Annotated in this window: 25 protein-coding genes, 9 tRNA genes, 1 pseudogene and 1 riboswitch; of the genes and pseudogenes, 4 read left to right on the top strand and 31 right to left on the bottom strand. The window is 29.6% G+C overall.

Annotated elements, in window-relative coordinates:
- Positions 1 to 21 precede the first annotated feature (21 nt).
- From AALI31_RS05300 to AALI31_RS05250, 11 genes are all read right to left on the bottom strand, one after another.
- Positions 22 to 98: transfer RNA gene (locus AALI31_RS05300), tRNA-Arg, on the bottom strand.
- A 16-nt stretch (positions 99 to 114) separates the two neighbouring features.
- Positions 115 to 188, bottom strand: a tRNA-Gly gene (locus AALI31_RS05295).
- Positions 189 to 195: 7 nt separating this feature from the next.
- Positions 196 to 271 (bottom strand) — tRNA-Gly (locus AALI31_RS05290).
- Positions 272 to 282: 11 nt separating this feature from the next.
- A tRNA-Leu gene (locus tag AALI31_RS05285) sits at positions 283 to 367 on the bottom strand.
- Between the two features lie 3 nt (positions 368 to 370).
- Positions 371 to 446, bottom strand: a tRNA-Lys gene (locus AALI31_RS05280).
- Positions 447 to 450: 4 nt separating this feature from the next.
- A tRNA-Gln gene (locus tag AALI31_RS05275) sits at positions 451 to 526 on the bottom strand.
- Positions 527 to 534: 8 nt separating this feature from the next.
- Positions 535 to 610: transfer RNA gene (locus tag AALI31_RS05270), tRNA-His, on the bottom strand.
- Positions 611 to 619: 9 nt separating this feature from the next.
- Positions 620 to 693: transfer RNA gene (locus tag AALI31_RS05265), tRNA-Gly, on the bottom strand.
- Between the two features lie 3 nt (positions 694 to 696).
- A tRNA-Pro gene (locus AALI31_RS05260) sits at positions 697 to 772 on the bottom strand.
- 85 nt (positions 773 to 857) lie between these two features.
- Positions 858 to 1484, bottom strand: a complete 627-nt coding sequence (rdgB, locus tag AALI31_RS05255; protein WP_489885482.1) for an RdgB/HAM1 family non-canonical purine NTP pyrophosphatase — start codon at positions 1482 to 1484, stop codon at positions 858 to 860.
- A 15-nt stretch (positions 1485 to 1499) separates the two neighbouring features.
- The gene (locus AALI31_RS05250; RefSeq protein WP_489885481.1) at positions 1500 to 2486 is read right to left on the bottom strand and encodes an AIR synthase family protein; all 987 of its coding nucleotides are present in this window, start codon (positions 2484 to 2486) and stop codon (positions 1500 to 1502) included.
- 101 nt (positions 2487 to 2587) lie between these two features.
- Between AALI31_RS05250 and AALI31_RS05245 the strand changes: the two genes are divergently transcribed.
- Complete coding sequence (locus AALI31_RS05245) at positions 2588 to 3976, top strand: hypothetical protein (RefSeq protein WP_489885480.1); 1389 nt, start codon at positions 2588 to 2590, stop codon at positions 3974 to 3976.
- A 21-nt stretch (positions 3977 to 3997) separates the two neighbouring features.
- Here AALI31_RS05245 and AALI31_RS05240 read toward each other — a convergent pair whose 3' ends face one another.
- From AALI31_RS05240 to AALI31_RS05175, 14 genes are all read right to left on the bottom strand, one after another.
- Complete coding sequence (locus AALI31_RS05240) at positions 3998 to 4609, bottom strand: YczE/YyaS/YitT family protein (RefSeq protein WP_489885554.1); 612 nt, start codon at positions 4607 to 4609, stop codon at positions 3998 to 4000.
- A gap of 120 nt (positions 4610 to 4729) precedes the next feature.
- Positions 4730 to 5161 (bottom strand): YaaR family protein, encoded by a 432-nt coding sequence (locus AALI31_RS05235; RefSeq protein WP_489885479.1) that lies wholly within the window; start codon positions 5159 to 5161, stop codon positions 4730 to 4732.
- Between the two features lie 263 nt (positions 5162 to 5424).
- A complete protein-coding gene (locus AALI31_RS05230; RefSeq protein WP_489885478.1) occupies positions 5425 to 7293 on the bottom strand; it encodes a carbohydrate-binding domain-containing protein in 1869 nt (622 codons plus the stop codon).
- The gene (locus tag AALI31_RS05225) at positions 7294 to 7983 is read right to left on the bottom strand and encodes a DUF4956 domain-containing protein (RefSeq protein ID WP_489885477.1); all 690 of its coding nucleotides are present in this window, start codon (positions 7981 to 7983) and stop codon (positions 7294 to 7296) included.
- Positions 7984 to 8024: 41 nt separating this feature from the next.
- A complete protein-coding gene (locus tag AALI31_RS05220) occupies positions 8025 to 8771 on the bottom strand; it encodes a polyphosphate polymerase domain-containing protein (RefSeq protein WP_489885476.1) in 747 nt (248 codons plus the stop codon).
- A gap of 97 nt (positions 8772 to 8868) precedes the next feature.
- A complete protein-coding gene (locus AALI31_RS05215) occupies positions 8869 to 10146 on the bottom strand; it encodes a sensor histidine kinase (RefSeq protein WP_489885475.1) in 1278 nt (425 codons plus the stop codon).
- A 1-nt stretch (position 10147) separates the two neighbouring features.
- Entirely contained in the window at positions 10148 to 10825 is a 678-nt protein-coding gene (locus AALI31_RS05210; protein WP_489885553.1) for a response regulator transcription factor, read from the bottom strand.
- 1168 nt (positions 10826 to 11993) lie between these two features.
- Complete coding sequence (locus AALI31_RS05205) at positions 11994 to 12854, bottom strand: hypothetical protein (RefSeq protein WP_489885474.1); 861 nt, start codon at positions 12852 to 12854, stop codon at positions 11994 to 11996.
- 121 nt (positions 12855 to 12975) lie between these two features.
- Positions 12976 to 15342: a P-loop NTPase fold protein gene (locus AALI31_RS05200; RefSeq protein WP_489885473.1), complete on the bottom strand. Its 2367-nt coding sequence runs from the start codon at positions 15340 to 15342 to the stop codon at positions 12976 to 12978.
- Between the two features lie 110 nt (positions 15343 to 15452).
- Positions 15453 to 16184 (bottom strand): purine-nucleoside phosphorylase, encoded by a 732-nt coding sequence (gene deoD, locus AALI31_RS05195; protein WP_489885472.1) that lies wholly within the window; start codon positions 16182 to 16184, stop codon positions 15453 to 15455.
- A 178-nt stretch (positions 16185 to 16362) separates the two neighbouring features.
- Complete coding sequence (locus AALI31_RS05190; RefSeq protein WP_489885471.1) at positions 16363 to 17133, bottom strand: ABC transporter ATP-binding protein; 771 nt, start codon at positions 17131 to 17133, stop codon at positions 16363 to 16365.
- Positions 17120 to 18139 (bottom strand): FecCD family ABC transporter permease, encoded by a 1020-nt coding sequence (locus tag AALI31_RS05185; protein ID WP_489885470.1) that lies wholly within the window; start codon positions 18137 to 18139, stop codon positions 17120 to 17122. Before AALI31_RS05185 ends, AALI31_RS05190 begins: the two co-directional genes overlap by 14 nt.
- A complete protein-coding gene (locus AALI31_RS05180) occupies positions 18132 to 18998 on the bottom strand; it encodes an ABC transporter substrate-binding protein (RefSeq protein WP_489885469.1) in 867 nt (288 codons plus the stop codon). The genes AALI31_RS05185 and AALI31_RS05180 overlap by 8 nt, the downstream gene beginning before the upstream one ends.
- A gap of 145 nt (positions 18999 to 19143) precedes the next feature.
- A riboswitch (cobalamin riboswitch) is annotated at positions 19144 to 19332 on the bottom strand.
- Positions 19333 to 19361: 29 nt separating this feature from the next.
- Positions 19362 to 19904, bottom strand: coding sequence for a class IV adenylate cyclase (locus tag AALI31_RS05175; RefSeq protein ID WP_489885468.1), 543 nt, complete (start codon positions 19902 to 19904; stop codon positions 19362 to 19364).
- A gap of 101 nt (positions 19905 to 20005) precedes the next feature.
- On the opposite strand from AALI31_RS05175, the gene AALI31_RS05170 reads away from it, so the two are divergent.
- On the top strand, positions 20006 to 21187 hold the full coding sequence (locus AALI31_RS05170; protein WP_489885467.1) for an MFS transporter: 1182 nt from the start codon (positions 20006 to 20008) through the stop codon (positions 21185 to 21187).
- Between the two features lie 43 nt (positions 21188 to 21230).
- On the opposite strand, the gene AALI31_RS05165 is transcribed toward AALI31_RS05170, so the two are convergent.
- The 4 genes from AALI31_RS05165 to AALI31_RS05150 form a co-directional block, all read right to left on the bottom strand.
- Positions 21231 to 21401, bottom strand: coding sequence for a hypothetical protein (locus AALI31_RS05165; RefSeq protein ID WP_489885466.1), 171 nt, complete (start codon positions 21399 to 21401; stop codon positions 21231 to 21233).
- Positions 21402 to 21486: 85 nt separating this feature from the next.
- A complete protein-coding gene (locus tag AALI31_RS05160) occupies positions 21487 to 22299 on the bottom strand; it encodes a DUF368 domain-containing protein (protein ID WP_489885465.1) in 813 nt (270 codons plus the stop codon).
- 101 nt (positions 22300 to 22400) lie between these two features.
- Positions 22401 to 23270 (bottom strand): SPFH domain-containing protein, encoded by an 870-nt coding sequence (locus tag AALI31_RS05155; RefSeq protein ID WP_489885552.1) that lies wholly within the window; start codon positions 23268 to 23270, stop codon positions 22401 to 22403.
- Positions 23271 to 23324: 54 nt separating this feature from the next.
- On the bottom strand, positions 23325 to 23771 hold the full coding sequence (locus tag AALI31_RS05150) for an NfeD family protein (protein ID WP_489885464.1): 447 nt from the start codon (positions 23769 to 23771) through the stop codon (positions 23325 to 23327).
- A gap of 826 nt (positions 23772 to 24597) precedes the next feature.
- Between AALI31_RS05150 and AALI31_RS05145 the strand changes: the two genes are divergently transcribed.
- The gene (locus AALI31_RS05145; RefSeq protein WP_489885463.1) at positions 24598 to 24783 is read left to right on the top strand and encodes a hypothetical protein; all 186 of its coding nucleotides are present in this window, start codon (positions 24598 to 24600) and stop codon (positions 24781 to 24783) included.
- A gap of 82 nt (positions 24784 to 24865) precedes the next feature.
- Entirely contained in the window at positions 24866 to 25045 is a 180-nt protein-coding gene (locus AALI31_RS05140) for a hypothetical protein (protein ID WP_489885462.1), read from the top strand.
- Here the strand turns inward: AALI31_RS05140 and AALI31_RS05135 are convergent.
- Positions 25035 to 25622, bottom strand: coding sequence for a hypothetical protein (locus tag AALI31_RS05135; protein ID WP_489885461.1), 588 nt, complete (start codon positions 25620 to 25622; stop codon positions 25035 to 25037). The genes AALI31_RS05140 and AALI31_RS05135 overlap by 11 nt on opposite strands.
- 173 nt (positions 25623 to 25795) lie before the next feature.
- Positions 25796 to 26040 (bottom strand): annotated as a pseudogene (locus AALI31_RS05130) (hypothetical protein); the annotation flags it as partial.

The raw sequence follows: 26040 nt of genomic DNA, 5'->3' as shown, positions 1-26040 counted from the left end.
GTATTGCTTTATAAAAAAATATGGCGTGTCTTAAGAGATTCGAACTCCTGACCTACGGCTTAGAAGGCCGTTGCTCTATCCAGCTGAGCTAAAGACACAAAGAAAAAGGATACATGGAGCGGGTAGTGGGAATCGAACCCACCTTGCCAGCTTGGAAGGCTGGAGTATTACCGATATACGATACCCGCATAACTATGGAGCGGAAGACGAGACTCGAACTCGCGACATCCACCTTGGCAAGGTGGCACTCTACCAACTGAGCTACTCCCGCATAACAAATTGTGGTGCAGGTGAAGGGAGTCGAACCCCCACGCCGTAAGGCGCTAGATCCTAAGTCTAGTGCGTCTGCCAATTTCGCCACACCTGCAAATGGTGATTCGTCGGGGACTCGAACCCCGGACACCATGATTAAAAGTCATGTGCTCTACCACCTGAGCTAACGAACCGTGATGGCAGGGATAGCAGGACTCGAACCTACGCATGACGGAGTCAAAGTCCGTTGCCTTACCAACTTGGCTATATCCCTTAATCACATGGGGTGAATGATGGGACTCGAACCCACGACAACCAGAACCACAATCTGGCGCTCTACCAACTGAACTACATTCACCAAAATGAGTGGAGCGGGTAGTGGGAATCGAACCCACCTTACCAGCTTGGAAGGCTGGAGTATTACCGATATACGATACCCGCAAATGGTCGGGGTGACAGGGATCGAACCTGCGACCTCATGCTCCCAAAGCACGCGCGCTCCCAGCTGCGCCACACCCCGAATGAAGATAGGACAAATCATAGACCACGTCCCACGCATTAAATAATATAATACTTTAGTTAATATGTCAATGGTTTTTTAATTTTTATAAAATGTTTTTTGATTCATAATTTTTCTCTATATAATCTAGAAATTTATCTAATGCCTTACGTCTATGAGATATTAAATTCTTTTCTTCAAAAGTTAGTTCTGCGAGTGTCTTTTTTTCATTTTCTAAAAAGAATACACTATCGTAAGCGAAACCATTAGTACCCCTTTTCTCATCTATAATCCTACCATACAACTCTCCAAAGAATTGGTTTACATTCCCAAGTTCATCAATCAAGGTAAGAACTGTCAAGAACTTTGCATTTCTCCTATCATACTCAACACCGTTAAGTAATTTCAAAACCTTCTGCACATTTTCCTCATAAGTGGCATCATTTCCAGCAAATCTAGCACTCATAACTCCAGGTGCTCCATTTAAATATTCAATCACAAGACCACTATCATCGCTCAAAACGAGAAATCCTTTTTTTGATTTATCCTTTAAGTATCTATAAACTTCCTTCGCTTTTTTCAGAGAATTTTCCTCAATAGTATCTCTATCTTCGATAATTTTCATAGAAATCCCTTTATCCTCTAAGGAATATATGGGAATCTTTATATCTTTAAACATACCTTTAATTTCACGAATTTTATTTTTGTTATTGCTAGCTATAATTAAATCCAAATCACATTTTCCTCCTTAATCAAAAATTGAATCTTTTATATTAAACAGTATTTGTTCATCATTGCCTTTACTGAAAATGTATTTTCCTTTTTCTGCTATTTCTCCAATTAGAGAACACTCAATATCTTCACTTAAGAATGCCTCCTTAATATTATCTTTGTACTCAGGGCTTACCGTAAATAACAAATTCCCAGATGATATTAAATGGTAGACATCTCTGTTTAAATAATTACATATTTTTCTCGTAACTCTGTTTACATTAATCTTATTTTCAAAAATCTTAAATCCTTGATTGGAAGAAATGCTCATTTCAAATAATGCTCCTATCAATCCACCTTCTGTTATATCATGCATTGAATTGACCTTGAAGCCTTTGAGTATTTCACTTTCACGCTTTATAGAAATTTTATTTCGGAATTTTTCAACTTCGTTAATTTCTTCCTGAGATAAAATATTTTTCATATGTCTCTTAAACTTATCAAATAATATTATTGTGCCTTCCACCCCAAGTGGCTTAGTTAAAAATATTAAATCTCCAATGTTAGACGAACTTGTTTTCACAATCTCATTACGTTTACTAACTCCAATTATCGTTAAACATACAACTATATCATTCACAACTTCAGTCACTTCAGTATGACCACCCAAAATTTCCAAATTGTGATTTAAACATTCCAGATGTATATCACGCATGACATTTTCAAAGTCCTTTATACTTCTATTCGTAGGGAGTAATATATTTAAAATCACTCCGTAGCATCTTCCTCCACTCGCATATATATCATTGGAATTTATTATAACAGCTAACTTACCGATACTTTCTGATGTAATCGTTATAGGATCAGAAGAAATAAACATAACATCTTCATCTAATAATCTCAAATCTATAATACAAGAATCTTCGCCAACACTAGGTCTAAGCAAAGTTTCTCTATGAGTTGCTCCCTTATACGATTGAATTATTTGATCTAAATCCTTTAAATCTATTTTCCCTTTTCTCAAATCAAATCACCCCTGAATGCAATTATATCACATACCTGATTTTAATAATTAAGTCAATAATAAAATACGAACCTCATAATATATTTTAAGAGGTGATCTGTATGGAACAAAATCATTTAGGAAAATTTTTAAAACTAAGTTCTCTAAACTTTCCAATTGTTGAATACCAATTGTTCAATTTCAGTAAGGAGAGTTTAAAACAGATTTTTTTGAATTCAAAATGTGGTGAAATAATAAATGGGAAGGAATTTAAAGACAAACCATCAAACTCAGATCTTACAGGTACAAAAAACATTTATCCTTTAAGCTGTGTTTATAAAAAGGCAAAGCCAAAAATAAAAACTGAAAATAACGTATTCCACTGGAAGGAAGATAAGATCAAGAAAGAAATAGACATACTCAGCAACTCTTATATGTCATTATCGCTTCTAACCCTTGCTGAATATTACAATGAGATAATTAAAAACGAGAAAAAAAGACATAGCATTGTGAAGTTTTACGTTTCTTGCGTAAAGTGCCAACTTAATTATTACACAAACAACTTTAGAAATGAACTCGGACTGTTTGTTGATAAATACGTAAATACTGGAAACAAAAACAAAAAAGAAGGAGACGGTATACACACCTTTGAATCTATAGATAAGCCTTTTGATTTTGCAGCTCAAGCATACTTAATGATATGCTTCCTTAAATGCTCCCAAATGTTAAAAGATACAAGCCCTTACAAAATTCCATTTTTAAATTTCTCAAACGAAATACAAAAAATGTTTCTAAGCTTCAAAAAAGATATGTTTCAATGTAAGCCTAGGAAGTTGGTCGAACTTATGAACTCATTTCAAATTTATTTAGAGATTAAACCAGATGCACCAGATGAATTTTTAAATTTATCTATGGAGCTATTTGAAATTTTATCCGAAAAAATTTCAATTTCCTCATTAGAAACCTACGATAAAATTCTCCTATACAATGTATTCTCCAAATTCAAATCTCATTTTTTAAATAATGACTCATATTTCGATATTGAAAAGATCAATTTAATATCAGAGTATATTTGGGAATTTGAATATATATTTTCAAATCCAAATTTTGAGTCAACCGAACTTGCAAGCTCCAAAGATTTAATTTCATACCAAATTTATTTATCAAAAACAAACAAACAGAAATCCATAAATTTTTATACCAATACACTGCTTCCATGTAAAATTTTTTCGTGTTTTCCAAATATTCCAAAAAGGTATGAAGGAGAGAAGTATTTTCAATTTGAACATAAGGAAGAATTCTCCATACCAGATAAATTTTTAAAACCTTCATCATATAAGACTATGGATGAGACAAATTTAACTCCGATAATTTACAAAAATACAAATTTCTCTTATGAAAAACTCAAATTCTCAAAATCTAAAGATAAATTTGACGCTTCGATAAATATGAAATTAATCTTTTTCATACTCTCAAATTTAAAAGATACTATAATAAAAACAATAGTGTAAGTGATGAATTCATCGCTTACACTATTGTTTTTTTAGATACATCTTCTCAAAAAATATAAATAATTTATTTACAAAAAATCCTATACAAATCGTATTAAAAATACTTCCTATTCCAATTTGGCATGATAAAATAATTGCAATTACAGCAAACATACTATCAATAAATATTTTAGATTTTAAAATAGATATTTTAAATCTGTTAGATACAGACACAAGCAGTAGATCATTCGGATGTGGAGAATAATTAGGCTGAAGATACAGAGCTGCACCCAACGACAATATAAAAACACCAATTATAAAAACACACACATTCAAAACTATTCCTCTAATTATAAAATTAGGTATAATCAATACCCAAAAATCCACAAAGAGTCCGAGAAAAAATGAAACTACCAAACATTCAAATCTTGGGAATCTTCTTTTACTAACAATCATTTCAACAAATAATGTAAACGTACCTAACATAATACTAGATAAAAATATAGGTATTTTAAACATTTCTGAAATTCTTATAGGTATAGCATCTGAAAATGAAAGTCCCAAAGTTGAAATACTTATTATCCTTATCCCAAAAGTTAAAAATATAACTCCTACAAAAAAATAAATTAATCCTTTTAAATTTAATTTCCTCACAAGCAAATTATTTATTTCCTTCCAATAATTTTAAATACTAAAAAACACCCAAAGTTATTTTAATTTATATCGAACATATTTAAAACTGAAAATTTAAATTCGTAAGAGAGCTATTTGAATTTATTTATATACATCTACTATAAGTCCTTGAATCTCATCTATAGTATTTAAAATATCGATATTGTCTTTTTCACCACTTAAAACTTTATCAGTAAGTTCCTTAAGTCTTCCATCAATGGTTTCAACAATTAAATAATACCTAGAACTAAACGTATCAGAAAATTTATTGAGTTCATACATATCTTCCATAACCTTTTTCAAATATTGCTTTACTAAATTCTTGTACTCCAATACATCGCTATGACTTTTTGTTATGATGATATCATCACCTTTCTTCCTTATGGAAGATAGTAGATCTTTTAAATTTTTCCTCGATTTATTAAATAAATTGCTCTCCATTTCTTTTAAAAAATTATCTTTATTGCCCGTAACAAATCTTTTATTGGATAAAATCTTGCTATTGTCCTTGTGTTCCAAACCTGATATTTTCATAAAGCAATTACCCCTCAAAACTAACTAATATTCACACTCATATATTTTAAATCTAATACTATTATCTTTTGTATTCTCTCAAAAAATGTACAAAATAAATATCCCATTATTTATTGTTAACTTAAAAATTAGACTAAAGGTCTTGCTCTTTGTGTAGCAATCAATTTAAGAAATGAGCCAGAAGCTAAATTCAGATATTGAAAATGCCCTAATGGATATATCAAAAAACGTAAAAGGATAGTCTGCCAACTATCCTTTTTCATTTACAAATTTTCATTACTTACATTTTGATCAACAGGCATCCTTTGACTACTATCATCAAACTTTTGCCTTTGACCTCTTCTCCCGCCCATTGACATTCCGTTAGTTGTCACTAGATCATTTAACGTTATGTCAAAAGTTTCAGTTCCAGCTTGAAGTTTATACGTTTGACCTTCTTTTAGTTCTGGTGTAGAAATAATAACCGTATTGTAATTTAGTGGGACTTCCCAAGACAAAATTTCTTTTCCTGTGCTATCTGTGAGCTTTATAGTGCTACCTTTACTTTGTTGAGACGACAATCCATAAAATATACTTCGTTGCGTGGATCCATCTTGTTGGGTAAAGTTATGCATCATTCCACTACCCCCAACGGCTACAAGCGTACCACCTTCAATTCTAAAACTTCCATCGTAATCAATAGGACTATCTGAGGTATTTGAAACATTCGAAACAAATATATCTCCCCCAGTTATTAGTATACTACCATTTGAATCTAACCCATCTCCTCCTGCGGTTATTGAGATATTGCCTCCAGTTATCTTGATGTATGCATTAATGTCGTTTGACATTCCTGGACCTTCGAATCCTCTTCCACCACCTTTATTCATTCCAGAAGGTGGACTTCCATTAGCATTGGACTGTGCTTGATCAGGAGGTGTAGGGCGAGAGCCTGGTTCACTTTCCGAAAAAGTTGGTGGATCACCTTGAGGTCTTTCGGGCATATTCGATACTCCATTTATTGACTCATCGCTTGATGCAGAATTAGGTTTAGCCGCATTTATTGCATCATCACTAGAATTGATGTTTAAGGTTCCACCATTTATTACAACTTTATAACCTTCAACACCCTCATAAGACTCAGTTATGTTTATCGTACCATTATTAATTACAACATCTTTATCAGCATGGATACCATCATCACCAGTTTTTATATTAAATTCACCGCCATCTATTACAACACTTCCTCCTGTATGAATACTATCGTCCTCTGTGTTCAAATTAAACGTTCCGCCAGATATATATATATTTCCTTTTTCAGTTTCATCTGCATTGTCACTCTTAATTCCCTTACCTTTTGACTCTATATTGAAAGTTCCATCATATATTTTGACAGCATCTTTACTAGATAGAGCTTGAGAAACAGATTTTATATTATAAGTTCCACCGAGAATATTTAAATCATTTTTAGAAACTATTCCGTGTTTATAGTTAGCATTAATATTTAAAATTCCTGATCCATTTATGGTTAAATCATCCTTGCTGAATAAAACTGCATCTATGTTATTATCATCAATATTCTCATAAGTTGCACCTCCACTTAAAGTACTGGTTGTACCATTAGGTAGAGTTATAACTACCTTATCAGCCTTCTTAACATAAATAGCAGTACTCTTTTCGGAATGTATATTTACGTTCTCTAAAACGAGTATGACATCATCTTCCTTAGTCACATCAACTATGACTTGACCATCGCTTAAAGTACCACTTAAAACATAAGTTCCAGCTTCAGTAATTGTTACCTTATTTCCCTCAACCTTAATTCCTGAACCTGTAAAATTCGTAGAACCATCGCTTAGGTTTATTATTTTTGATGTACTCTTATCATAATTAACTTGTTTATCCTTGGTCTTAACTTCTTTATCAACAACCGATGTAGTCAATTCTGAATTGAAATCAACGGTTGTATTCGAACTACTCATTGTCTCAAGACCATACTGACTATTGGTACTATCTTTTTGCGTCTCACTTGAGACAATACTAGAACTATCTCTATTAGATGAAACACTAGAGCCCGAACAAGAACTCAATCCAAATAAAATCAATGTTGAAAAAACAATCCCAATAGTCTTTTTATTCTTTCCAAAATTCATCTACAACTCCTCCCTTGAAGAAGAAAACTTACCACAAAGTATTTCCAAATTTCCATTACGGCATCTCAAATCATCTATCATTTGTTTCTCCTTAGAAATATCCCTCATAACAATTCTGTATTCCAATCTAAATAAACTCCCCATACTCACAGTCCTAACCTGAACAATTTCCCAATTCCTTAGATATTCATTAAATATATCATCAAATAAACTACTATAATCTACAGACTCTGGAACAGTAATCCTCAAGGATCTTTCGAAACCATTTGAACTACCAAAATTAGTTAAATTCAACACGATACTAACGACACCCATTATTATGATAAAAACTATGGCTATTCCTATATACCCCATACCTGTAGCAAGACCTACAGCCATAGCTAAAAATATACTCGTTATTTCCTTGGCTGTACCAGCTGCAGACCTAAATCGTACAAGAGAAAAAGCACCAGCTACTGCAACTCCAGTTCCAAGACTCCCATTAACTAACATTATAACCATTTGAATAATTGCTGGCATCATAACTAATGTAACTACAAACCCTTTATTATAAGAACTCCTAAACATATAAAGAAGTGCTACAATCATTCCCAATCCTAGAGAAGCAACCGTACAAATTATAAAATCTAGTGACGATGTAGCAATTACCGTACCTTCAACTAAGACTGAATTAAATAATGCATCTAACATTTTACAACATCCTCCTTTTCAAATTCAAAAACACTAAAACCTTAGCAAGCAAACACATAATCCTTATTCAACACACTCGGATTCATCCTCTCAATGAATCCACTTTGAATTTGATATGCTGTACCATATTTCGAAAATGAACGTGGGTAAATTTCTAAACTATTAAGTGCATCACATAACCAAAAAGGCATTCCACCTGCGATCTTTATCTCCATAAGACTCTCGCCTCTATCAATTACAAAATCTCCCCAATTTCCTTTTTTTAAATCAAGTTCGACATCTCTCCATAAGATATTTTTATCAAATGTAATCCTAATTTCTGAATCCTCAACACAGTACATAGCGACTCTATCATACGAAATATACATATTGGGAATAATATCATCATAATAATTGAGAAACCAGTCTACTTCTCTTAAAACTTGACTTTTAAAATTCGGCTCAACACGATCATATAAATATTTTTCTGCCTCATCAAGACGCATATTTTCTCTTCTTTTATAAACCACTCCCTTATACTTCTTTTTTAGTTCAATGAACACGTTACTAGTTAAATCCGGAACACCATAACTTCTTATCCTGAGCTTTTCTTTATACACGGGCTTGTCAAGAGAATACCTTATCAAGTGTGAATCCTTTGTATCAAAATATATATTACAAATGGTAGCTTCGCCGTAATTATCTACTTTCATCTTATTATTAATTTTTTCTAGAAATTTAAAGTATTTATCACTATCCAATAAATACTTCTTTTCATACCTTTCAAAAGTTGATTTAATATTACTCATATCTGCAACCTCCCTTTCAAAAATCAGTCCGTGCGATTAATGTTTATTGAAGTATACAAAACAAACTTTAAATTAACCTTAAAATAAATTTTAATAATTAAGCTTTTTGCTTTTTTCTATGTAAGTTTTGTGGCAGCCAAAATTTAAAACAGACGTACTCCCCCTTTCCTTTAGCAGTTATCTTCCCTTTATGTAATCTTACAATGGACTCAGCTAGAGATAACCCTATTCCATATCCTCCTTCTTCTCTTGATCTTGAGTTATCCATTCTATAAAATCTATCAAAGAGATAATTTAAATCACCATTTAAATTCTTATCCCACGTATTTGAAATTAAAAATTCAAGTTTACCATCTTTCTTCAAAAAAGTAATTTCTATTTTGCCACCAACAGGAGTATATTTCACCGCATTATCCAAAAGTATGGAAATTAAACTACAAAAATTATTTCTATTCCCAAGCATTTTCAGACTAGAATCTAACTCTTTTTTAAAACTTATATTTTTCCCAATCAGCAACATCTCAAAACTATCCACAGTATCAGAAACAATTTCTCCACAGCAAAATTCTTCCATCTCTAACTTAAACTCATTTTCATCCATTTTGGACAACGATAATAAATTTTTAATAAGTTCACTTAATCTACCAATTTGATTCCTTATGCTTTGAGTCCACTCACTTTCACCATTAAACATTTCTATAACCTCAGTATTTGCAGAAATAATAGCAAGGGGAGTCTTTATTTCATGACCAGCATCAGTTATAAATCTTTTTTGTTTTTCAATGTTTTCGACGATGGGTCTTATAGCTCTTCTTGAAAGAATACCTATTAAAATTGAGACTAATATTAAAAAAATAATTCCAACTAGTATTGAAACTACTGCAAAATCTCGTACAACAATAAAGTCTTTTCTACAATCTAGAAAAACTAAAAGTCTATACCCTAATTTTTGAGATATCTTAAATTTATATATACCTTTATATCCAAAAGTCCCTCCTGATCTAAATACAGACTCTCCTAACTCAACAGCCTCTTCATAATTTATAGAAGCAATATTATTTACATTCACAGACATTTCCCCAGAATCAAAATACTTTACTGAAAAATATCTAGTTTGATAAGGTGTCTCTTTTGAATATTCAAAATCAAATGGTATTTGTCCAAATCCATAACCATTTCTAATTTTTGGTTTAAAATCTTTTGATTCTCTTGGAAGAAAACCATCATGATCAATTATTATATTAATAAGTCCATTATTTTTATTTTCAGTCTGAATAATATTAAAAATATTGATAGTGCTCAATACTATGAATATAACTACAAATAAAGATAAAACCGTTATCAATATAAACTTTTTTTGTAAACTCCTAACCATTTTATTCCTCTTTCTTATTGAGCTTATACCCAATTCCTCTGGCTGCTCTAATCTCAAATGGTGCATTAATAGCCAAGAGTTTTCTTCTCAAATAAGATATATAAACCCAGACTCCATTAATCTCAACATCCGAATCATATCCCCATACTCTCTCCATAAATTGGTCAGTAGAAATTAACATATCAGGGTTTCTCATTAACATTTCCATCATTTGATATTCTTTATTTCCTAACCTTAAGCTTTTACCAAGATAGGATAATTCAAAATTTTCCCTATTCAAACTCATTCCATTAAAACTTAAAACGTTAGATAAAAACTCTGTCTTTCTCCTAGTCATTGCCCGAATTCTTGCAAGAAGCTCTTTCATAGCAAACGGCTTAGTTAAATAATCATCTGCACCTATATCAAGTCCCTTTACCTTATCATATACTTCTCCTTTAGCAGTTAGCAGAAGTATAGGAACATTGCTTCCCCTATTCCTAAGTTCTTCTATAACCTCAAATCCACTAACCTTAGGCATCATTATATCCAAAATAATTCCATCATACTCAGTTGATAGAGCCCAATCTAGTGCATCCATTCCGTTATTAACAACATCAACAGAATACTTATTATGTTTCAACACAGCAACCAGAGCATTTGCAAATTCCTTTTCGTCTTCAGCCAATAATAATTTCAATACAATCACCCTTTTCAAAATTTTGTATTCCATCCTTATTCCTATATCTGTAAACCATATAGATACTTGTCTTATATATTTCACATATTTTCCACTTTATTGTAAACTCTATTCATATTTACCTCAATCTCTTCTTGGAATTTTAATTCATCCATTGATGTTTCGAACATTTTAGACTTGTACACTAATACTTTCTCGAAATCATCGATTTTATTTTTTATGTCTTCCCCTAAAAATAAAAAGCACTGTTCGAATACAGTGCTTACAAACTATCTTTTACTTCTTTTATAATATCATACGAAAATACAACTAAGTGATTAAAAGATATTATCGCCATATAAGTTTAACTTTCATGCAATTCTTTGAATATAAACTTACCAAAGAATGAGAAGTGATTTATACTACTGCGTCAAATTAAATATTTTCAATTCGTTATTGAAAAAAGAAACTAACCCACATTGCTAATAGCAATGCTATAACACCTAGAATCGTACATTAATAAGAAGAATGGAAATATTACGAAACTATAGTTGACCTTTATGGAGAATTTCTTTTTGCCGATATTATGCAAGAAGATCCTCTCAATATTGTAACTGGAAATGAGTATATGTCTGTAGATGTAATTGAAGAAAGGACAACTCTGATAAACCATTAAAGGTTTCAACTAAATACCGAAATCATGTTTTAAAGAATAAGGGGGAAGGCAATGTTCCTCCATAAAATGTTTCTCTTCTATTGAATAACTAATCTTAACAACATTTGTTAAATAAACATGAGCCTTTTACTTACTATCAAATTCTCTATACGCCCATCTTCATACGAGCAAATATTCACCGAATGTATTAACATTTGATTGCATAGCACAAGTTAAAAACAGTTATTATTGATTCATTCTTAATTTTTATCTCTTATTATATTGTTCATGGGACTATTCCTACTAATCAATATCAAAAAGCTACTCTCCATACAGATACCCATAATAAATTCATTTTTGTGAAAAATAAGAAAGAAGCTATGAAGACTACTAAATGGCTCTCTAGAGGTTTACAAACAGACTACATTAAAGATATTTTTATGATAAAGACAGAGTCAACTTTTATTGCCCTGTTTTAATTTTATACATACAAAAAACAAAAATCCGAAGTAAATACAATCTACTTCGGACTCATTACTTAAAACTATAATAAATTTTTTCGAGATCTTTTTTATCAAATCCCGTATATTCCATAATTTTATCTAGAGGTTCTTTATTTTTCATCATGTCAATTGCAATTTCAATCTTAGCTTGCTTCTTTCCTTTTTCAATCATTCTTCCTGAAATTTCACGTTCAACCTCATCAGCAACTTTCTTTTTGCCCTCTTCAATTAGCATCTTACCAATTTTGTACATTTCTATCTCCTTTTTAAGTTTAAACATATCAGACTCATCTAAAAATCCTTCTGCCAAGATAAGAATGACTATAATTACGCTATGTTTTTTCTTGGAATTCAAAGAATTTGCAAGCCTTAATCCTTCTATTATAAGAGTTATCTTTTCCCGCCTAGAATACATATAAGGTATAAGAGATAAAGCTAAATATTCTTCATCAGTGAACCTCCTATTTTTAGAAAATTTGGAACTCAACTTCATGATCAATTTATCGCCATTGAAACAATCTAAATATATATCAGTATACATAAACCTTAGTGAGGTAAAAGCCATACTTTTAATTATTTTTCTAGTCTTACTTGGATATACTAAAATAAGTTCAAAGTCATCTTTATTTTCATATATCAGGAATGATGAGTATACAAGGAATTTATATATATCATTATAAAAATACTCTTTCTTAAATTCAAAATGTACAATTTTATTGTCTTTAGCAATCATTGTGAAATTTAAAACTGCATCTTTTATATAAAAACTTTCTTGATTCCTCCTTTTTACAAATTTACATTTATAAGGAAACCCCAAAATTTTCAATTTCGTATCCTCAAATAAATCTGCTATAGCATATTCAATTAATCTATCTAAAATATCAAGACCCATGAAACTTCTCCATACGAAAACTAAAACTCTACTCTATTCTGTGAATTTTTCCTAATTTATATACAACTGTATCTCCATTCTAACAAAAAAAAATGATACCTACATAAAGTAGCCACCATCTTTAACTCTTACTTAAATTGTGTACAAATTGCATAACCATTTCAAGACTTTCTTCATTTACATCCTCTAATATCATCTTCTTGTATATATAAGTTTGAACATAAAAACACAAAAATATATAATTTATGCCCTTATCAAATCCTTTTAAGGATACATACGTCTCAATATTTAAATTATTTACATTTTCGTTAACAAAAGATGTAAAACCTCTAGTTGAGCATTTTTTTAAATTCTCGTAGCTTGAATCTAAGAATTTGTATATACTCATAATATCAATATTATTCTTAAGACTAACTTTAAAATCTTCATTAGGGTCTTCTATAAAACTAGATATTTTTAAAAAACATACTAACATAAAAAATAATATAAAATCCCTTTGTGTAACTAGTTTTAACACATCATCAAAATATTTATGTTCCTTTATTCCCTCTAAATATTCGCTTAATCTTTCAAAACTGTACCAAAAAAAAGATACTTGCCTTTTTAAATTTCTTGGATTTTTCTCCAACTTTAAGTTAACAAGTAATCCTATTTTATTTATATTGTCTTTATATTTTACAAGATTTTTATATACCATATACTTTTCTCTATCTAATTGCATAGTTGCGTCAATAAGACCCTTTTTCTCTAAAAATATCCATATAGCAATCAATTGATTATCATTATACAAATCAAACTTTATTTTAGGAAGCCTAGTTATCATGTACATATTATCAAGTATTACATCTTTATTATCACCTAAAAATGATTTTTTAAAGTATATATAATTATAGTAGTTATTCATTATATCATAATCTGAGTTATCAGTGTTAATTTTAACGTACTGACTTTCCATATACTCTATATCATTCAAAATTTTAAGTAACTTACTCTTATACTCCATCCACCTTTTAGAAAAAATATAATATTCAATATTTATATTATCATACAGGTACATTCCAAATTCACCAATATCTTTGTCAAAATCAATATTCGATAGAATTTCAAACCACTCTGTCAATATTTCTCTCTTATTACTACTTTCATACAAATCAAGTTCCCTAAAGTACTTGTTTAGTATATTATTCGTATTTGTATCATCTATTTTAAAAATTTTATGAATAAACATATTCAAGTATCTACTTTCTATTCGTTCACTTAAAATATCAAGGTTAGTTACAAATATAAACTTTACATAGTCAAAACTTATTATATATTGAGAGAAAACTAACATATTCACAATTTGCATTTTATTGTATACTCTTTCAAGGTCATCAACTATAAATATAATACCCTTTTTGCCAGATATTCTATTCAACTTATCATTAAATATCTTTTTAGTATATATATTTATCTCATCCTTTAGATCAAAGTAACCATTCCCAAAATCCTCGTCTAAGAAATACTTAACAACATCAGGAATTTTACTGTTAATAACATAATTTATTATATTGGTATAATTTTTTAAAGTTCTTGAATTATAGATACCATGTGCTTTAAACAAGTTTCCCATAATAAAGTTAAAATAGTCACTTAATCTATTTCTCTCGGTAACCATTAAGCTATTTATCTCAAAAACATAGTAATTATCATTCAATTGTTTTTGTAAAACACCAGCAAAACTAGTTTTCCCACAACCACTTTTGCCATCTATACATATAGTAAGTGCCTCTTTTTGGTAATAGTCCAAATATCTTTTAACTTCCCTGAATAGATATTTTTTTTCCTCAAACATCATATCAAAATCATAAATTCTATAGTTTTCATCTTTAATAAAATCTCTAATATCAAACTTATTTATCTTATAATTAAACAAATTTGATATTAAAACTATTTCTAATTCTTTTAACATAATAAACATATTCAATATAAAATATATATTCAAAATAATAAATATATTTATATACGGTTGTGCTGAATATATAAAATACTCCCTAGATACATATAAAATTATTATATATATTACATAAATCCCTACTATTATATAATTTATTTCATTAAGATATTTATAAACTATGGTTGTTTTTATATATTCTAATTTATTTAAATAATTCCTTTTAAATAAACATGTAATTATCACAAATATTAAGTATAAACTGATAATAATTATTATAAAATCAAATAATGTTAGATAGTATAACTTATAGAAAAATATACTACTTATTTGATTTGCTATGCTATAAAATACAGTTTTACTAAGAGAAACTCCAATATTCGAATTTATTATACTTACCATAAAAATATTAAGGTATATCAAAATAGCAAACTCAGGTACAATTTTTAAGATGAGCTTCCTTAAAAAATACACTAATTTACATCTAAAAATAGCTGTAAATACTGAAAAATAAATTATTGCTATGAACAAACTTAATAGATACAAATAAAACATTAATATTTATTTCTCCATTAATATCTTTTACTCGTCAAATTTTATGAATCTAGTTTCTTTAAAAAGTAAAAAGGATACATCTATTATATTAAGATGCATCCAAAAAAGTTCTAAATCATTTCTAAAGATATTTTCATCATATTCGTAAATGCAGTTTGCCTTTCAAGTGATGTTGTTTCTTCCTTTGTTAATATATGATCACTAACTGTGAGAATACAAAGTGCATCTGCACCAAGACGAGCCGCATTCATGTAAAGAGCAGCTGCCTCCATCTCTACACCAAGCACACCTAATTTTTTCCATTCTAAGTAAGAATCACTTTCATCGTAGAAAACATCAGAAGATAAAATATTTCCTACGTGATATTTAATGCCAAACTCTTCAGCTTTACAAGTGGCCTTAGACAATAACTTGTAAGAAGCCAAAGGGGAAAACGTTCCCTTAATTCCATACTGAAAACCATAATTTGAATTTGTAGATGCCCCTTGCCCTATTATTATATCATATAGATTTATATGTTTTTGTATTGCTCCACAACTTCCTATTCTAATCAAATTCTTAACACCAAATTTACTTATAAGCTCATATGAGTATATCCCTATACTAGGCATTCCCATGCCTGTCCCCATTACAGAAACTTCCTTACCTTTATATGTACCAGTGAACCCTAAGATATTCCTAACAGAATTAAATTGTATGACATTTTCTAAAAAATTATCAGCTATAAACTTTGCTCTTAAGGGATCTCCTGGCAAAAGTATAGACTCTGCTATTTTACTTCCATTAGTGTTTATATGTGGTGTATTAATAAACCTCGCCTCCTCTATAAAAATATCCATCATTGATTAAATACTATAATAAATTATGGATTAAGTAAAGCCTTTATCAATATATTTTATCCTATTTTTATAATACCTATTACATTATGTACAGTATCGGCATTTTCATAAAAAGACTAAAATTAAATTTCTCAGATACAATCTTAGATAAGCTTGTTTTACTTAAACCTACTCTCTTCCTTCACGTAATATACCTACTTCTCCTTTTCCACTTCTTAAAAGAATCTAGCATAAACTTTTCTACGTCCATTTCATATAAATCTTGCAAGTTAAACTTGTTAAACACTTCGTCTATTTTACCATACCTATATACTTTAGAATCTTTAAGCATCATAATATTACAATCTAAATTATTGACCAAATTTAGATCATGAAATATACTTATTAAAATTTTACCCTCAAACCATTTACTTATATTTTCTATCATATAAATTTGATATTTCATATCCAAATTATTACTCGGTTCATCAAATAAAATTATATCTGTATCCTGTGCGAGGACTCTTGCAATAAAAACTCTTTGTCTTTCACCGCCAGATAATTCATCCATATATTTATTTTCCAAATGTGAAATACCAAGTCTCCACAACAATTCGTCCTTATTCTTGAGAGAAAGTTTCCATTTATCATGTACATACCTTCCAAATTTTATCACATCTACAACCTTATAATTAAAATATGTATTTATTTCTTGATGTAATACCGTGATTTTACTAGACAATACTTCATTTTTCATTTCGCTTACTTCAGTATCATCGATTTTTATGCTTCCCCTGTAATTTAAAAACCCATACAAACATTTTAACAAAGTGGATTTACCACTTCCATTTGTACCAATTATATTTAAATGATCACCCTTGTTCAAAGAAAAACTTATGTTATCCAAAACTTTATTTCTTCCATAAGAGTAACTAAGATTTGAAACCCTTAAGATAATATCATCTCCTTCCATTTCTGAAAAATATATGTATAAATATTGGAGTACCTATGAGAGCATTGATAGTTGATATCGGTATTTCAGCTGGATATATAACAATCCTCGATATCGTGTCAAATAAAACCATGAGAGTTCCTCCAAAAACAAAACTCATTGGAATAACAAAATTATGTTTTGAATTGAATAACCTTCTACATATGTGAGGAGTTATCAAATCCACAAATCCTATTACGCCACTTGAAGCTACACTAGCTCCCGTTAAAATTGAAGAAAATATCAATAACTTTATTCTAGTTTTACTTGGATTTACCCCAACTGCTTTACACATCTCATCACCAAAAGTCAAAATATCTATTTCATTTAACATTGTAGTAATACCTATAATTGGTATTACTACAAATGGAATTATTACCCATACATATTCCCATCCTCTAGAAGAAAATGATCCCATTTGCCATATTAATATCGAATATAAACTTTCTTGATTTATAGATGTTATGAATGTTAAAATGGAATTCAAAAATAAGGAAATAGACATTCCGATTAGAATTATTGTGTTATTCGACATATATCTATCACACCTTTTCGAAATGACTATTACTAACAACGCTGTTAAAATTGAAAATACAAACCCAACAATCGGATATGTAAAATTTTTAAATATCGAAACTGTAATTCCCAAAATTATAAATATTCCGATTCCCAAAGATGCTCCAGAAGAAACACCTATAGTGTAAGACGATGCCAACGGATTTCTTAAAATTGATTGCATTATAGCACCACTTACCGAAAGCATTCCCCCCACTATAAAAGATAATAAAATTCTCGGTAATCTTATATCCCAAATTATAGAAATCATTGCATTAGAAATATTTTCATTTAAATTATAGTTAAAAATCTTATGTAAAATAATTTGTATTACATCAGATACATTACTTACTCCACCACCGATCATCATTGAAATTAAAATTAAAAAAATTCCTAAAAAAATTGATGTGGTTACCTTAACTACATTACTCATTTATAAATTCCTTTATGTGACTTCGAATGTCTTGAAGTGCCTTTATGAAAAACTGAGATGGTCTTGATGAACTGTTGTTATCTATATAGTAAACATTCCCATTCCTTACAGCATCTATATTTTCCCATCCAACTCTGCTTTTTATTTCATCAATATTTCCCTGTGTGCTCACATTTGTAAAAATAATCTTTGGATTTTTTTCGATTATAGATTCACTATTTGGCGAAATCCATCCTTTCAAATCTCCAAATATATTTTTACCTCCAGAAATTTCTATAATTTCATTTATAAATGTATCATTCCCAATGCTATATATATATGGAGCCGCCGATATCTCAAAATATACATTAACTGGATCACTAAAAATATCGTCCTTTATCTTGTCAACCTCCTTCCTCAAATTTTCAACTATACTATTTGCCTCACTTAATTTATTTGTTTCATTACCAATAAGTAAAATTGAATTATATATTTCTTCCAAATTAGTTGCTGTATCAATATTAACAATTTTAATACCTAAACCCTCGAGCTTATCAAATGAAACGCTAGGATCGTATTGAGATAAAAATATAATATCTGGAGCCATCTCTGCTAATGCCTCCATGTTCGGTGACCCACTTTCAAAAATTTTTGCCGCATCATTAACTCCTTCCACATCGGTAGAATATTTATCAATCCCTATGATTTTATCTCCTAAAGATAGTTCAACTAATATTTCTGTATTAGAAGGTGCAAGAGATACAATTTTCAACCCATCATTATCTCTCACTGAATTATTTCTGTTTGACCCACAAGCCACAAAATTTATTAAAACTAATCCAAATACTAAAACTCTCCATGTCTTACTCAAAAACTTCAACACTACTTCTCCTTTTTATATAAAAACTAAAAATGCTCCGTGAGTTTTAACCTCACAGAGCATTTTTACACAACAAAAAGAAGCCATAAATAACAATCTACACCCCAACATTGCATAAACAAATAACTCCATACACCGTGAAGCTAAAAGTCACAATACGTAGGCAGGTATTCCGACTTAGAATCATAACACTTACCTTCCCTTCCCAGTTACCCAGTGGATAATAAGGCAAGCACTCCTCATTCACGGCGGCGGGACCGTATAGGATTTTAACCTATTTCCCTTTTAATAATCAAGTTTTAACACTTGACTAACCCACATATCCCAGATGATCATTATATAACAGCAATTTTTTTTAATCAACTATTTTTTATCGTGGTCTTTGAGTATATCAAAAATACTTTTTGACGTTGTATCACTCATTGTATACCCTAAAATATTTACAACTCTTTCTATTTTTTTCTCACAATCTCCTTCAATTTCTATATATGGTTTTGGATAGAAGCTTTTATCATTTATATCAATTTCTACAAGAGTATCACATATTTCATAACTCTCTCTATATCTATGTATTACGTAATTTGCCTTAAGACCTATAGATTTAAAAATCTCCTCTCCTAAATACGCATCACTAATTTCTATTTCATTTTCTTCCATAACCTTATACTTAGAGTTACAATCTGAGATTGTTTTCTTTACTGTCATGTAAGATGTTATTTTGTTAGAAATTAAATCTTCTACAATCCTTATTCTTGCATATCCATTTTCATTGAGAAGTTTACCGTCTTCAAAATCAAATAATTTATTAATTTGATTTTCTTTTTTAACAAGCCTAGCACCATTATCATTCAATTTCTTTCTTATTTTATCAATATCAATATCTAAAATCCTAACTTCAGTTTCCATAAATACTCCAAAATGTAATCAATAATTTTTATTAATTCTGATATCCTTTGTGTTTTTGTTATATAATTATACCAATAATTTTATTTTAAGGAGAAAATAAATTGAGTTATTCTAATTCTAGTAATACTAATTTTACAAAGATACTTTTGATAAACGTTATAGTTTTAACGTGTTTAAGTATGATTCATCCTGTAACACCAAAACTTATAAATTCCACAAACCTCCCCCCATTCTACTTTGGACTTTTATATGGATGTTTAAATATTTCAACATTTATCGCTTCCCCAATATTTGGAAACATATGCGATTTATATGGAATGAAACTTCCTATGATAATTGGAATGATAGGGTATACGATTGGACAAATTATATTTGGCTTCTTTCCAAATCACATAAACGTTCTTATTGCGAGAATTATATCAGGTATTTTTATATCCGGATGGTATGTGTCAAGTATATCATATGTATCTTACATAACACCAGATTCGCAAAAACTAAAAAGATTAGCATATCTAAACGCTTCTAGTAGCCTAGGTACAACATTTGGGTCAATCATAGGTGGCTATGCAGGAATGAATAATTACCAAATAGCATTTATAGTTCAGATTTTTATTTCCTTCATATCAATGCTTTGTATATTAGTATTTTTCAATGACACGTCAGAAAGAAATTCATACAAAAAATTTTCATTTAAAATATTTAGCATAGATGACTTAAAAAGTATAGCTAAATCAGACAAATTCATATTCTTAATGTTGTTACTTATAGTCATCACATTTTTAGGAATCCAAAGTTATACATCTACAATAAGTTACTACGTTGAAAATATTTTAAAATTACCAACAACAGTTAATGGATTAATTTTGGGATCAACTGGATTTTTTACCACAATTACAAATCTGTTTCTTATACCGACTTTAAATAAAAGATTTAATTCAAAGCTGCTTTACCTATTATCAACACTTGTATCTGGTGTTTGTATAATTTTATCCATGACCTTACAAAACTCAATTATATCTTTTGCTTGCTTACTTTTATTCGTGGTATTACATACAATGATAGCACCTATTATACAGTCAATGATTATAGAAAAATCTAAAAACAATCACGGGGAATTAGCCGGTCTTCAAAATGGATTTAAAGCAGTTGGTTCTTTCTTAGGAGCAATATCCTCTGGTATAATTTTCGATGTATGGTTCAAACTTCCTTTTTTTATATCGGGAATAAGTTTAATATCATGCTTTTTAATTTCAATTTCATATACCAGATTACAAAAAAACTAATGCTACAGTCATTTTATCGACCGTAGCATTTTTTATATAATCATCAGTTAGACAACAAAATTCCATTATATATATACCTAGCTGCTGGGGATAAAAAGTTATATTCATTTTTTATTAGAACCATAAGCGTTATAATTAAAGCCACAATCATAAACCAAATTATCACTTTCCTAAAATTAATTAAACTGCTGACAAAATAACTTAACTTCATCATAACTCTCCTCAAATTTCTGTTATATTTATAGTTTCGTAAACTATAAATTTTTCTTTATAAAATATTATTTCGAAAATAACTATTTTTATATTGTTCTATCTGCTATCCAAGTAGATGATGATATTAAAAATCCTATAACAAATATTACTACGTAAACTATACCTCTCATAGAAAACTCAAATCCAGGAATTATCGAAATCATCGATCCTAAAATTAATCCTATTATAGACATATAACTTTGGACAGGAAAATTTTTCAAAAAATACCCAACAGCATTTATCATAACTACAATTCCTAAAAACACACCAATGCAAAAAGGTATAAGAAACAAAAAATTAAAATTAGAAACTGCAGAAATTACAGAATTGTACATTCCAAATAAAATCAAAATAAACGAACCACTAACTCCTGGTAATATCATAGTACTAGAAGCGATAAAACCACTTAAAAACAATAGAATAATATTTTCAAAATTCAAAGTAACAATTATTTTTACGTCCATAGCAGGTGTCATAAACTTCACACATAGTAAAATCACAAACGTAACTATCAGGTATAGGTAATGAATCTTTTTCACCTCATACGACCTAATAACCTTAAATAAAGTTCTCATACTACCCGCAATAAGTCCTATAAACAAATAACTCATATACCAAGGATATTTATCTAAGAGTATATTTAATATACCACTAAATATCACAACTCCTAAAAAAATTCCAATACCTATAAAAAACAAAAATCTAAAATTTGATTTAAAATTCTTAAAAATCTCAGATATAGAACTTATTAATTTATCATATATTCCAAGCACTACAGCCATAGTTCCAGCAGAAACTCCAGGAATAATATTAGATATTCCCAAGATCATACCTATAAAAATATTTTTAAAATCATCCAATACAAAAACCTCGCTACAATATATTTTTCAATATACATAATACATAACTCAACAATAAAAATATCAGCCTATAAAAGAATAGATTGATATTTCAAAAACCTCTAATTATTAACACTCCTATCAGCTGAATCAAAAATCTCTCTAAAAGTACTAGTAAACGTAGATAAATTTTGTAGTTCAGAAGGTATAATTATTTTAGTAGCCTTACCATCAGCAACCTTCTCAAAAGTTTCAAGCGCTTTAATGGATAATACCTCTTTTGTTGGTGAAGCATCATTCATTAATTTTATCCCCTCAGCTAATGCTCTCTGTATACTAAGTATAGCTTCCGCTTGTCCTTCCGCCTGTTTTATAGCGGCCTGTTTCTTAGATTCCGCAATCAAAATCGTAGACTCCTTTTCCCCTTCTGCAAGAAGTATCGCAGATTTTTTTTCACCCTCCGCTTTTAAAATAAGCTCTCTACGTTCTCTTTCAGCCTTCATCTGTCTTTCCATAGCATCTTGTATTTCTTGAGGAGGTATAATATTTTTAAGTTCCACTCTATTTATTCTTATTCCCCATGAATCTGTTGCTTGATCTAGAATTGATCTCATTTTCCCATTAACTAAATCTCTTGATGTAAGTGTTTCATCTAACTCTAACTCCCCTATTATATTTCTAAGAGTCGTAACAGACAAATTCTCTATAGCCAAAATTGGATTTTCCACTCCATAAACATACAATTTTGGATCAGTTATTTGAAAAAATACAACAGTATCTATCATCATTGTTACATTATCCTTAGTTATAACCGGCTGAGGATTAAAATCTACCACTCTTTCTTTTATAGATATTCTACTTGATATCTTATCAACAAATGGTATTCTAAAATGTATTCCAACCTCTAAAGTTTTATAATACGCTCCAAGCCTTTCTACTACGTAAACCTTAGCCTGTGGAACTACAACAATTCCTCCAAATACAAGCAACATAATCAAGAAAAACACCACAAAAAACACCACAAAAAAAAACATTAAAATTTCCTCCTAATTAATTTTTTCGACTATCAGTTTCACTCCTCTTACGCATTTTACTCTCACTTTATTTCCTTCATTTATAATACAACTATCATCTTCACTCAAAGCAGGCCATATATTGTTGTCTATAATTACCTCACCCTGATTTAAGATATTGTTTATATCTTTATTTACTAAACATATTCTACCTATAAGAGAATTTGTATTTATATTTATTTTCTCAAAATTTGTAACCTTATTCAAAAATCTCTTCGTACAAAGCATAGAAATTACAGAAAATATTATAAATATTATAAGCTGTAAATTCAAATCCTTTATAAAAAATGTAGAAAATAATCCAGCCAAACTTCCTATACAAAACCATACTGTTACTAAATTAATAGTAATAACTTCAATTACGACCAAAATCACAAATATAATCAGCCAAAGTATAATATGTGAATAATTAATATACATTAAACCACCTCTTAAACATACAACTATCTTAAATAATATTCTTCGCCTCCACTTTGGGATATTTTACCTAAATCAAGTTCAATTCTTTAAAAGCTTATGTAGTGTAGGTAACTTATCTATATTAATATTCATATCACTTCTCAGTATCTTTACTCGCTTCTTTTTAATTTCATAAACTCTATCATTAAATATATCAATTACAATTTCACTGTTAATTTTATTTTCTTTGACTTCATATCGCCCATTTTCTAAGAAAAAATCATCGCTAATAAGCTTAACTACACTTAATCACTGATAAAACTTTTTTTATAGATATCCATATTTTACCTGATCCAAAATTATATATAAGATTAATTGATGCATGACTGTTTAATTTATCTAAATTAGGTAAGATATCCTTAGCAGTTATTTTTTGTCGCCTTGCAATCTTAAATACATGCCTAAAAATTTCATAAGCAAAACCTTAATTATGTGCAACAATATCAAAAATGCTAGAATCCTTAAAACTTCTAACGTTATTGTATCACAAATCAGTAAAAATTTAAATAATACATTTAGAAATATTCATACAAAAGTCAAAAACATCGTGGGCACTGTAAAACATAGTAATGATAATAACTATCTAAAAATATCTAAATAATGAAAATGTACATAAATTCAAACAAAAAATTCATACAAGCCTATAAGTATTGCAACGATAAATACGTGACTGTCCAATTAAATATTTAACTAAAATATTTAATTCACGTAAATCAAAAAGTTCTTTTTGCAATATCCATCAAAGAGAACGATTTTAGCAAATTCAAAAATTAGAGAATATGACGATATGATAAGCATCAGAATCAATAATAAATATTACAATCTTCTAAGAAAGATTAATCTTAAAAATATAAGCATGGTTGTTAGATCATTAATAAGAGTTGATATCTACGATGGAGTCGTAGAGATAACTGACAATGATATTAAAAAAATATTCTTAGTATTCAATGATCCAGAACGGAAATATAAATAACTACATAGAGCTTTATAGTAATGGATTTTATTAATAAAATCTATGAAAAATATGAAGAAGATAATTCATGGAGGAGATTAAAATGAAAATAATTTACACTAAAAACAGGGGAAATGCTCCAGCAGACAACCTACCAGAGCAAATGAAAAAAGAAACCCAAGAGGATGATAACATATTACCAAAAGAATTCCTAGTACTTTTCATAATCTCTTTACTATCTTTCCCTCTTTGTATATTAATTCAACACATTATTAACTCTTAGCTTCATCTATCCTCTCTATCGCTTCCTCCGCATTCCCTACTCCTATCACATCTATACCTCCTAGCCCTAACTCCCTGCTCCTCATGTTTCCCACACTCGATCCTATCATTTGCTCCCTATTCGCTCCTACTTGTAATCTTATACCTCCTTCCTCCTTACTCACACTGTTCGTAAACTCAAATCCTCCACTCTTTCCATCAGGTAAAGTGTTTGTATCCAACTCCTTTAATTCCAATGTTATACCTGCTATTTCTACTGTTTGATTCCCTTTTTGTGCAGGTTTAGCAAATGTAATAGTATCCATTACATACTCTTTCCCTCCATTAAATTCAGACTTGTCTATTATTTCTAATGTAACATCTGTAGCTCCATTAGCAGGAGCAGTTATTTTAATTTCAAATGTCCCTTCTCCTAATTTTAATAACTCTTCCTTTGTACCTGCAAATATTTTCTTCAAATTATCATTATTTATACCATTTGCATTACCTCCATCAGCTTTCTCATTAGTTATTTCATACTCCTTCCCTGATATATTACCATTTAACACCTTGTTAATTGGAAGTTTAAGCTTGTCCATCCGTGTATCTCACACAAATCTTCCGTGAGATTAATGATTGTCCATCCACGTGTCTTCCAAACGCCTTCTACACCTTTCCAAAAATTTAATGCTTGTCCACCAATACATCCCCATCACACCTCCCACAAAAAACAAAAAATCGCTAAGTCATTGCTTAGCAACTCCTATACACCTTATTCCTGTTTTAAATATCTACCTAACTCATCTTCTCTCAATCCATACTTACTAATTACTTTAACTCTAATCTCTTTCTCATCTACTCCAAATTTTCTTAAACTCTCCACTAATTTCCTAATTCCTTCTTCTATACCTTTGGTCATTCCCTCTGCCTTGCCTTTCTCCTTATCTCTCATTACCTTCGAAAACATAAAATCATTACTTATTGTTAAATCTTCCCACTTATCCCATCTATCTATCT

This window comes from Anisomitus miae (SeqCode) (assembly GCF_054906395.1).
The sequence above is the reverse complement of the archived record's forward strand: the minus strand, read 5'-3'. Positions and strand labels throughout refer to the sequence as shown.

What these genes read in the sequence shown, in the direction of transcription:
- AALI31_RS05245 (WP_489885480.1), top strand. Translation starts at nt 2,588, where the DNA reads ATGGAACAAAATCATTTAGGAAAATTTTTAAAACTAAGTTCTCTAAAC.
- AALI31_RS05235 (WP_489885479.1), bottom strand. Translation starts at nt 5,161, where the DNA reads ATGAAAATATCAGGTTTGGAACACAAGGACAATAGCAAGATTTTATCC.
- AALI31_RS05230 (WP_489885478.1), bottom strand. Translation starts at nt 7,293, where the DNA reads ATGAATTTTGGAAAGAATAAAAAGACTATTGGGATTGTTTTTTCAACA.
- AALI31_RS05225 (WP_489885477.1), bottom strand. Translation starts at nt 7,983, where the DNA reads ATGTTAGATGCATTATTTAATTCAGTCTTAGTTGAAGGTACGGTAATT.
- AALI31_RS05220 (WP_489885476.1), bottom strand. Translation starts at nt 8,771, where the DNA reads ATGAGTAATATTAAATCAACTTTTGAAAGGTATGAAAAGAAGTATTTA.
- AALI31_RS05215 (WP_489885475.1), bottom strand. Translation starts at nt 10,146, where the DNA reads ATGGTTAGGAGTTTACAAAAAAAGTTTATATTGATAACGGTTTTATCT.
- AALI31_RS05205 (WP_489885474.1), bottom strand. Translation starts at nt 12,854, where the DNA reads ATGGGTCTTGATATTTTAGATAGATTAATTGAATATGCTATAGCAGAT.
- AALI31_RS05200 (WP_489885473.1), bottom strand. Translation starts at nt 15,342, where the DNA reads ATGTTTTATTTGTATCTATTAAGTTTGTTCATAGCAATAATTTATTTT.
- deoD (WP_489885472.1), bottom strand. Translation starts at nt 16,184, where the DNA reads ATGATGGATATTTTTATAGAGGAGGCGAGGTTTATTAATACACCACAT.
- AALI31_RS05190 (WP_489885471.1), bottom strand. Translation starts at nt 17,133, where the DNA reads ATGGAAGGAGATGATATTATCTTAAGGGTTTCAAATCTTAGTTACTCT.
- AALI31_RS05185 (WP_489885470.1), bottom strand. Translation starts at nt 18,139, where the DNA reads ATGAGTAATGTAGTTAAGGTAACCACATCAATTTTTTTAGGAATTTTT.
- AALI31_RS05175 (WP_489885468.1), bottom strand. Translation starts at nt 19,904, where the DNA reads ATGGAAACTGAAGTTAGGATTTTAGATATTGATATTGATAAAATAAGA.
- AALI31_RS05165 (WP_489885466.1), bottom strand. Translation starts at nt 21,401, where the DNA reads ATGATGAAGTTAAGTTATTTTGTCAGCAGTTTAATTAATTTTAGGAAA.
- AALI31_RS05155 (WP_489885552.1), bottom strand. Translation starts at nt 23,270, where the DNA reads ATGTTGCTTGTATTTGGAGGAATTGTTGTAGTTCCACAGGCTAAGGTT.
- AALI31_RS05150 (WP_489885464.1), bottom strand. Translation starts at nt 23,771, where the DNA reads ATGTATATTAATTATTCACATATTATACTTTGGCTGATTATATTTGTG.
- AALI31_RS05145 (WP_489885463.1), top strand. Translation starts at nt 24,598, where the DNA reads ATGATAAGCATCAGAATCAATAATAAATATTACAATCTTCTAAGAAAG.
- AALI31_RS05140 (WP_489885462.1), top strand. Translation starts at nt 24,866, where the DNA reads ATGAAAATAATTTACACTAAAAACAGGGGAAATGCTCCAGCAGACAAC.
- AALI31_RS05135 (WP_489885461.1), bottom strand. Translation starts at nt 25,622, where the DNA reads ATGGACAAGCTTAAACTTCCAATTAACAAGGTGTTAAATGGTAATATA.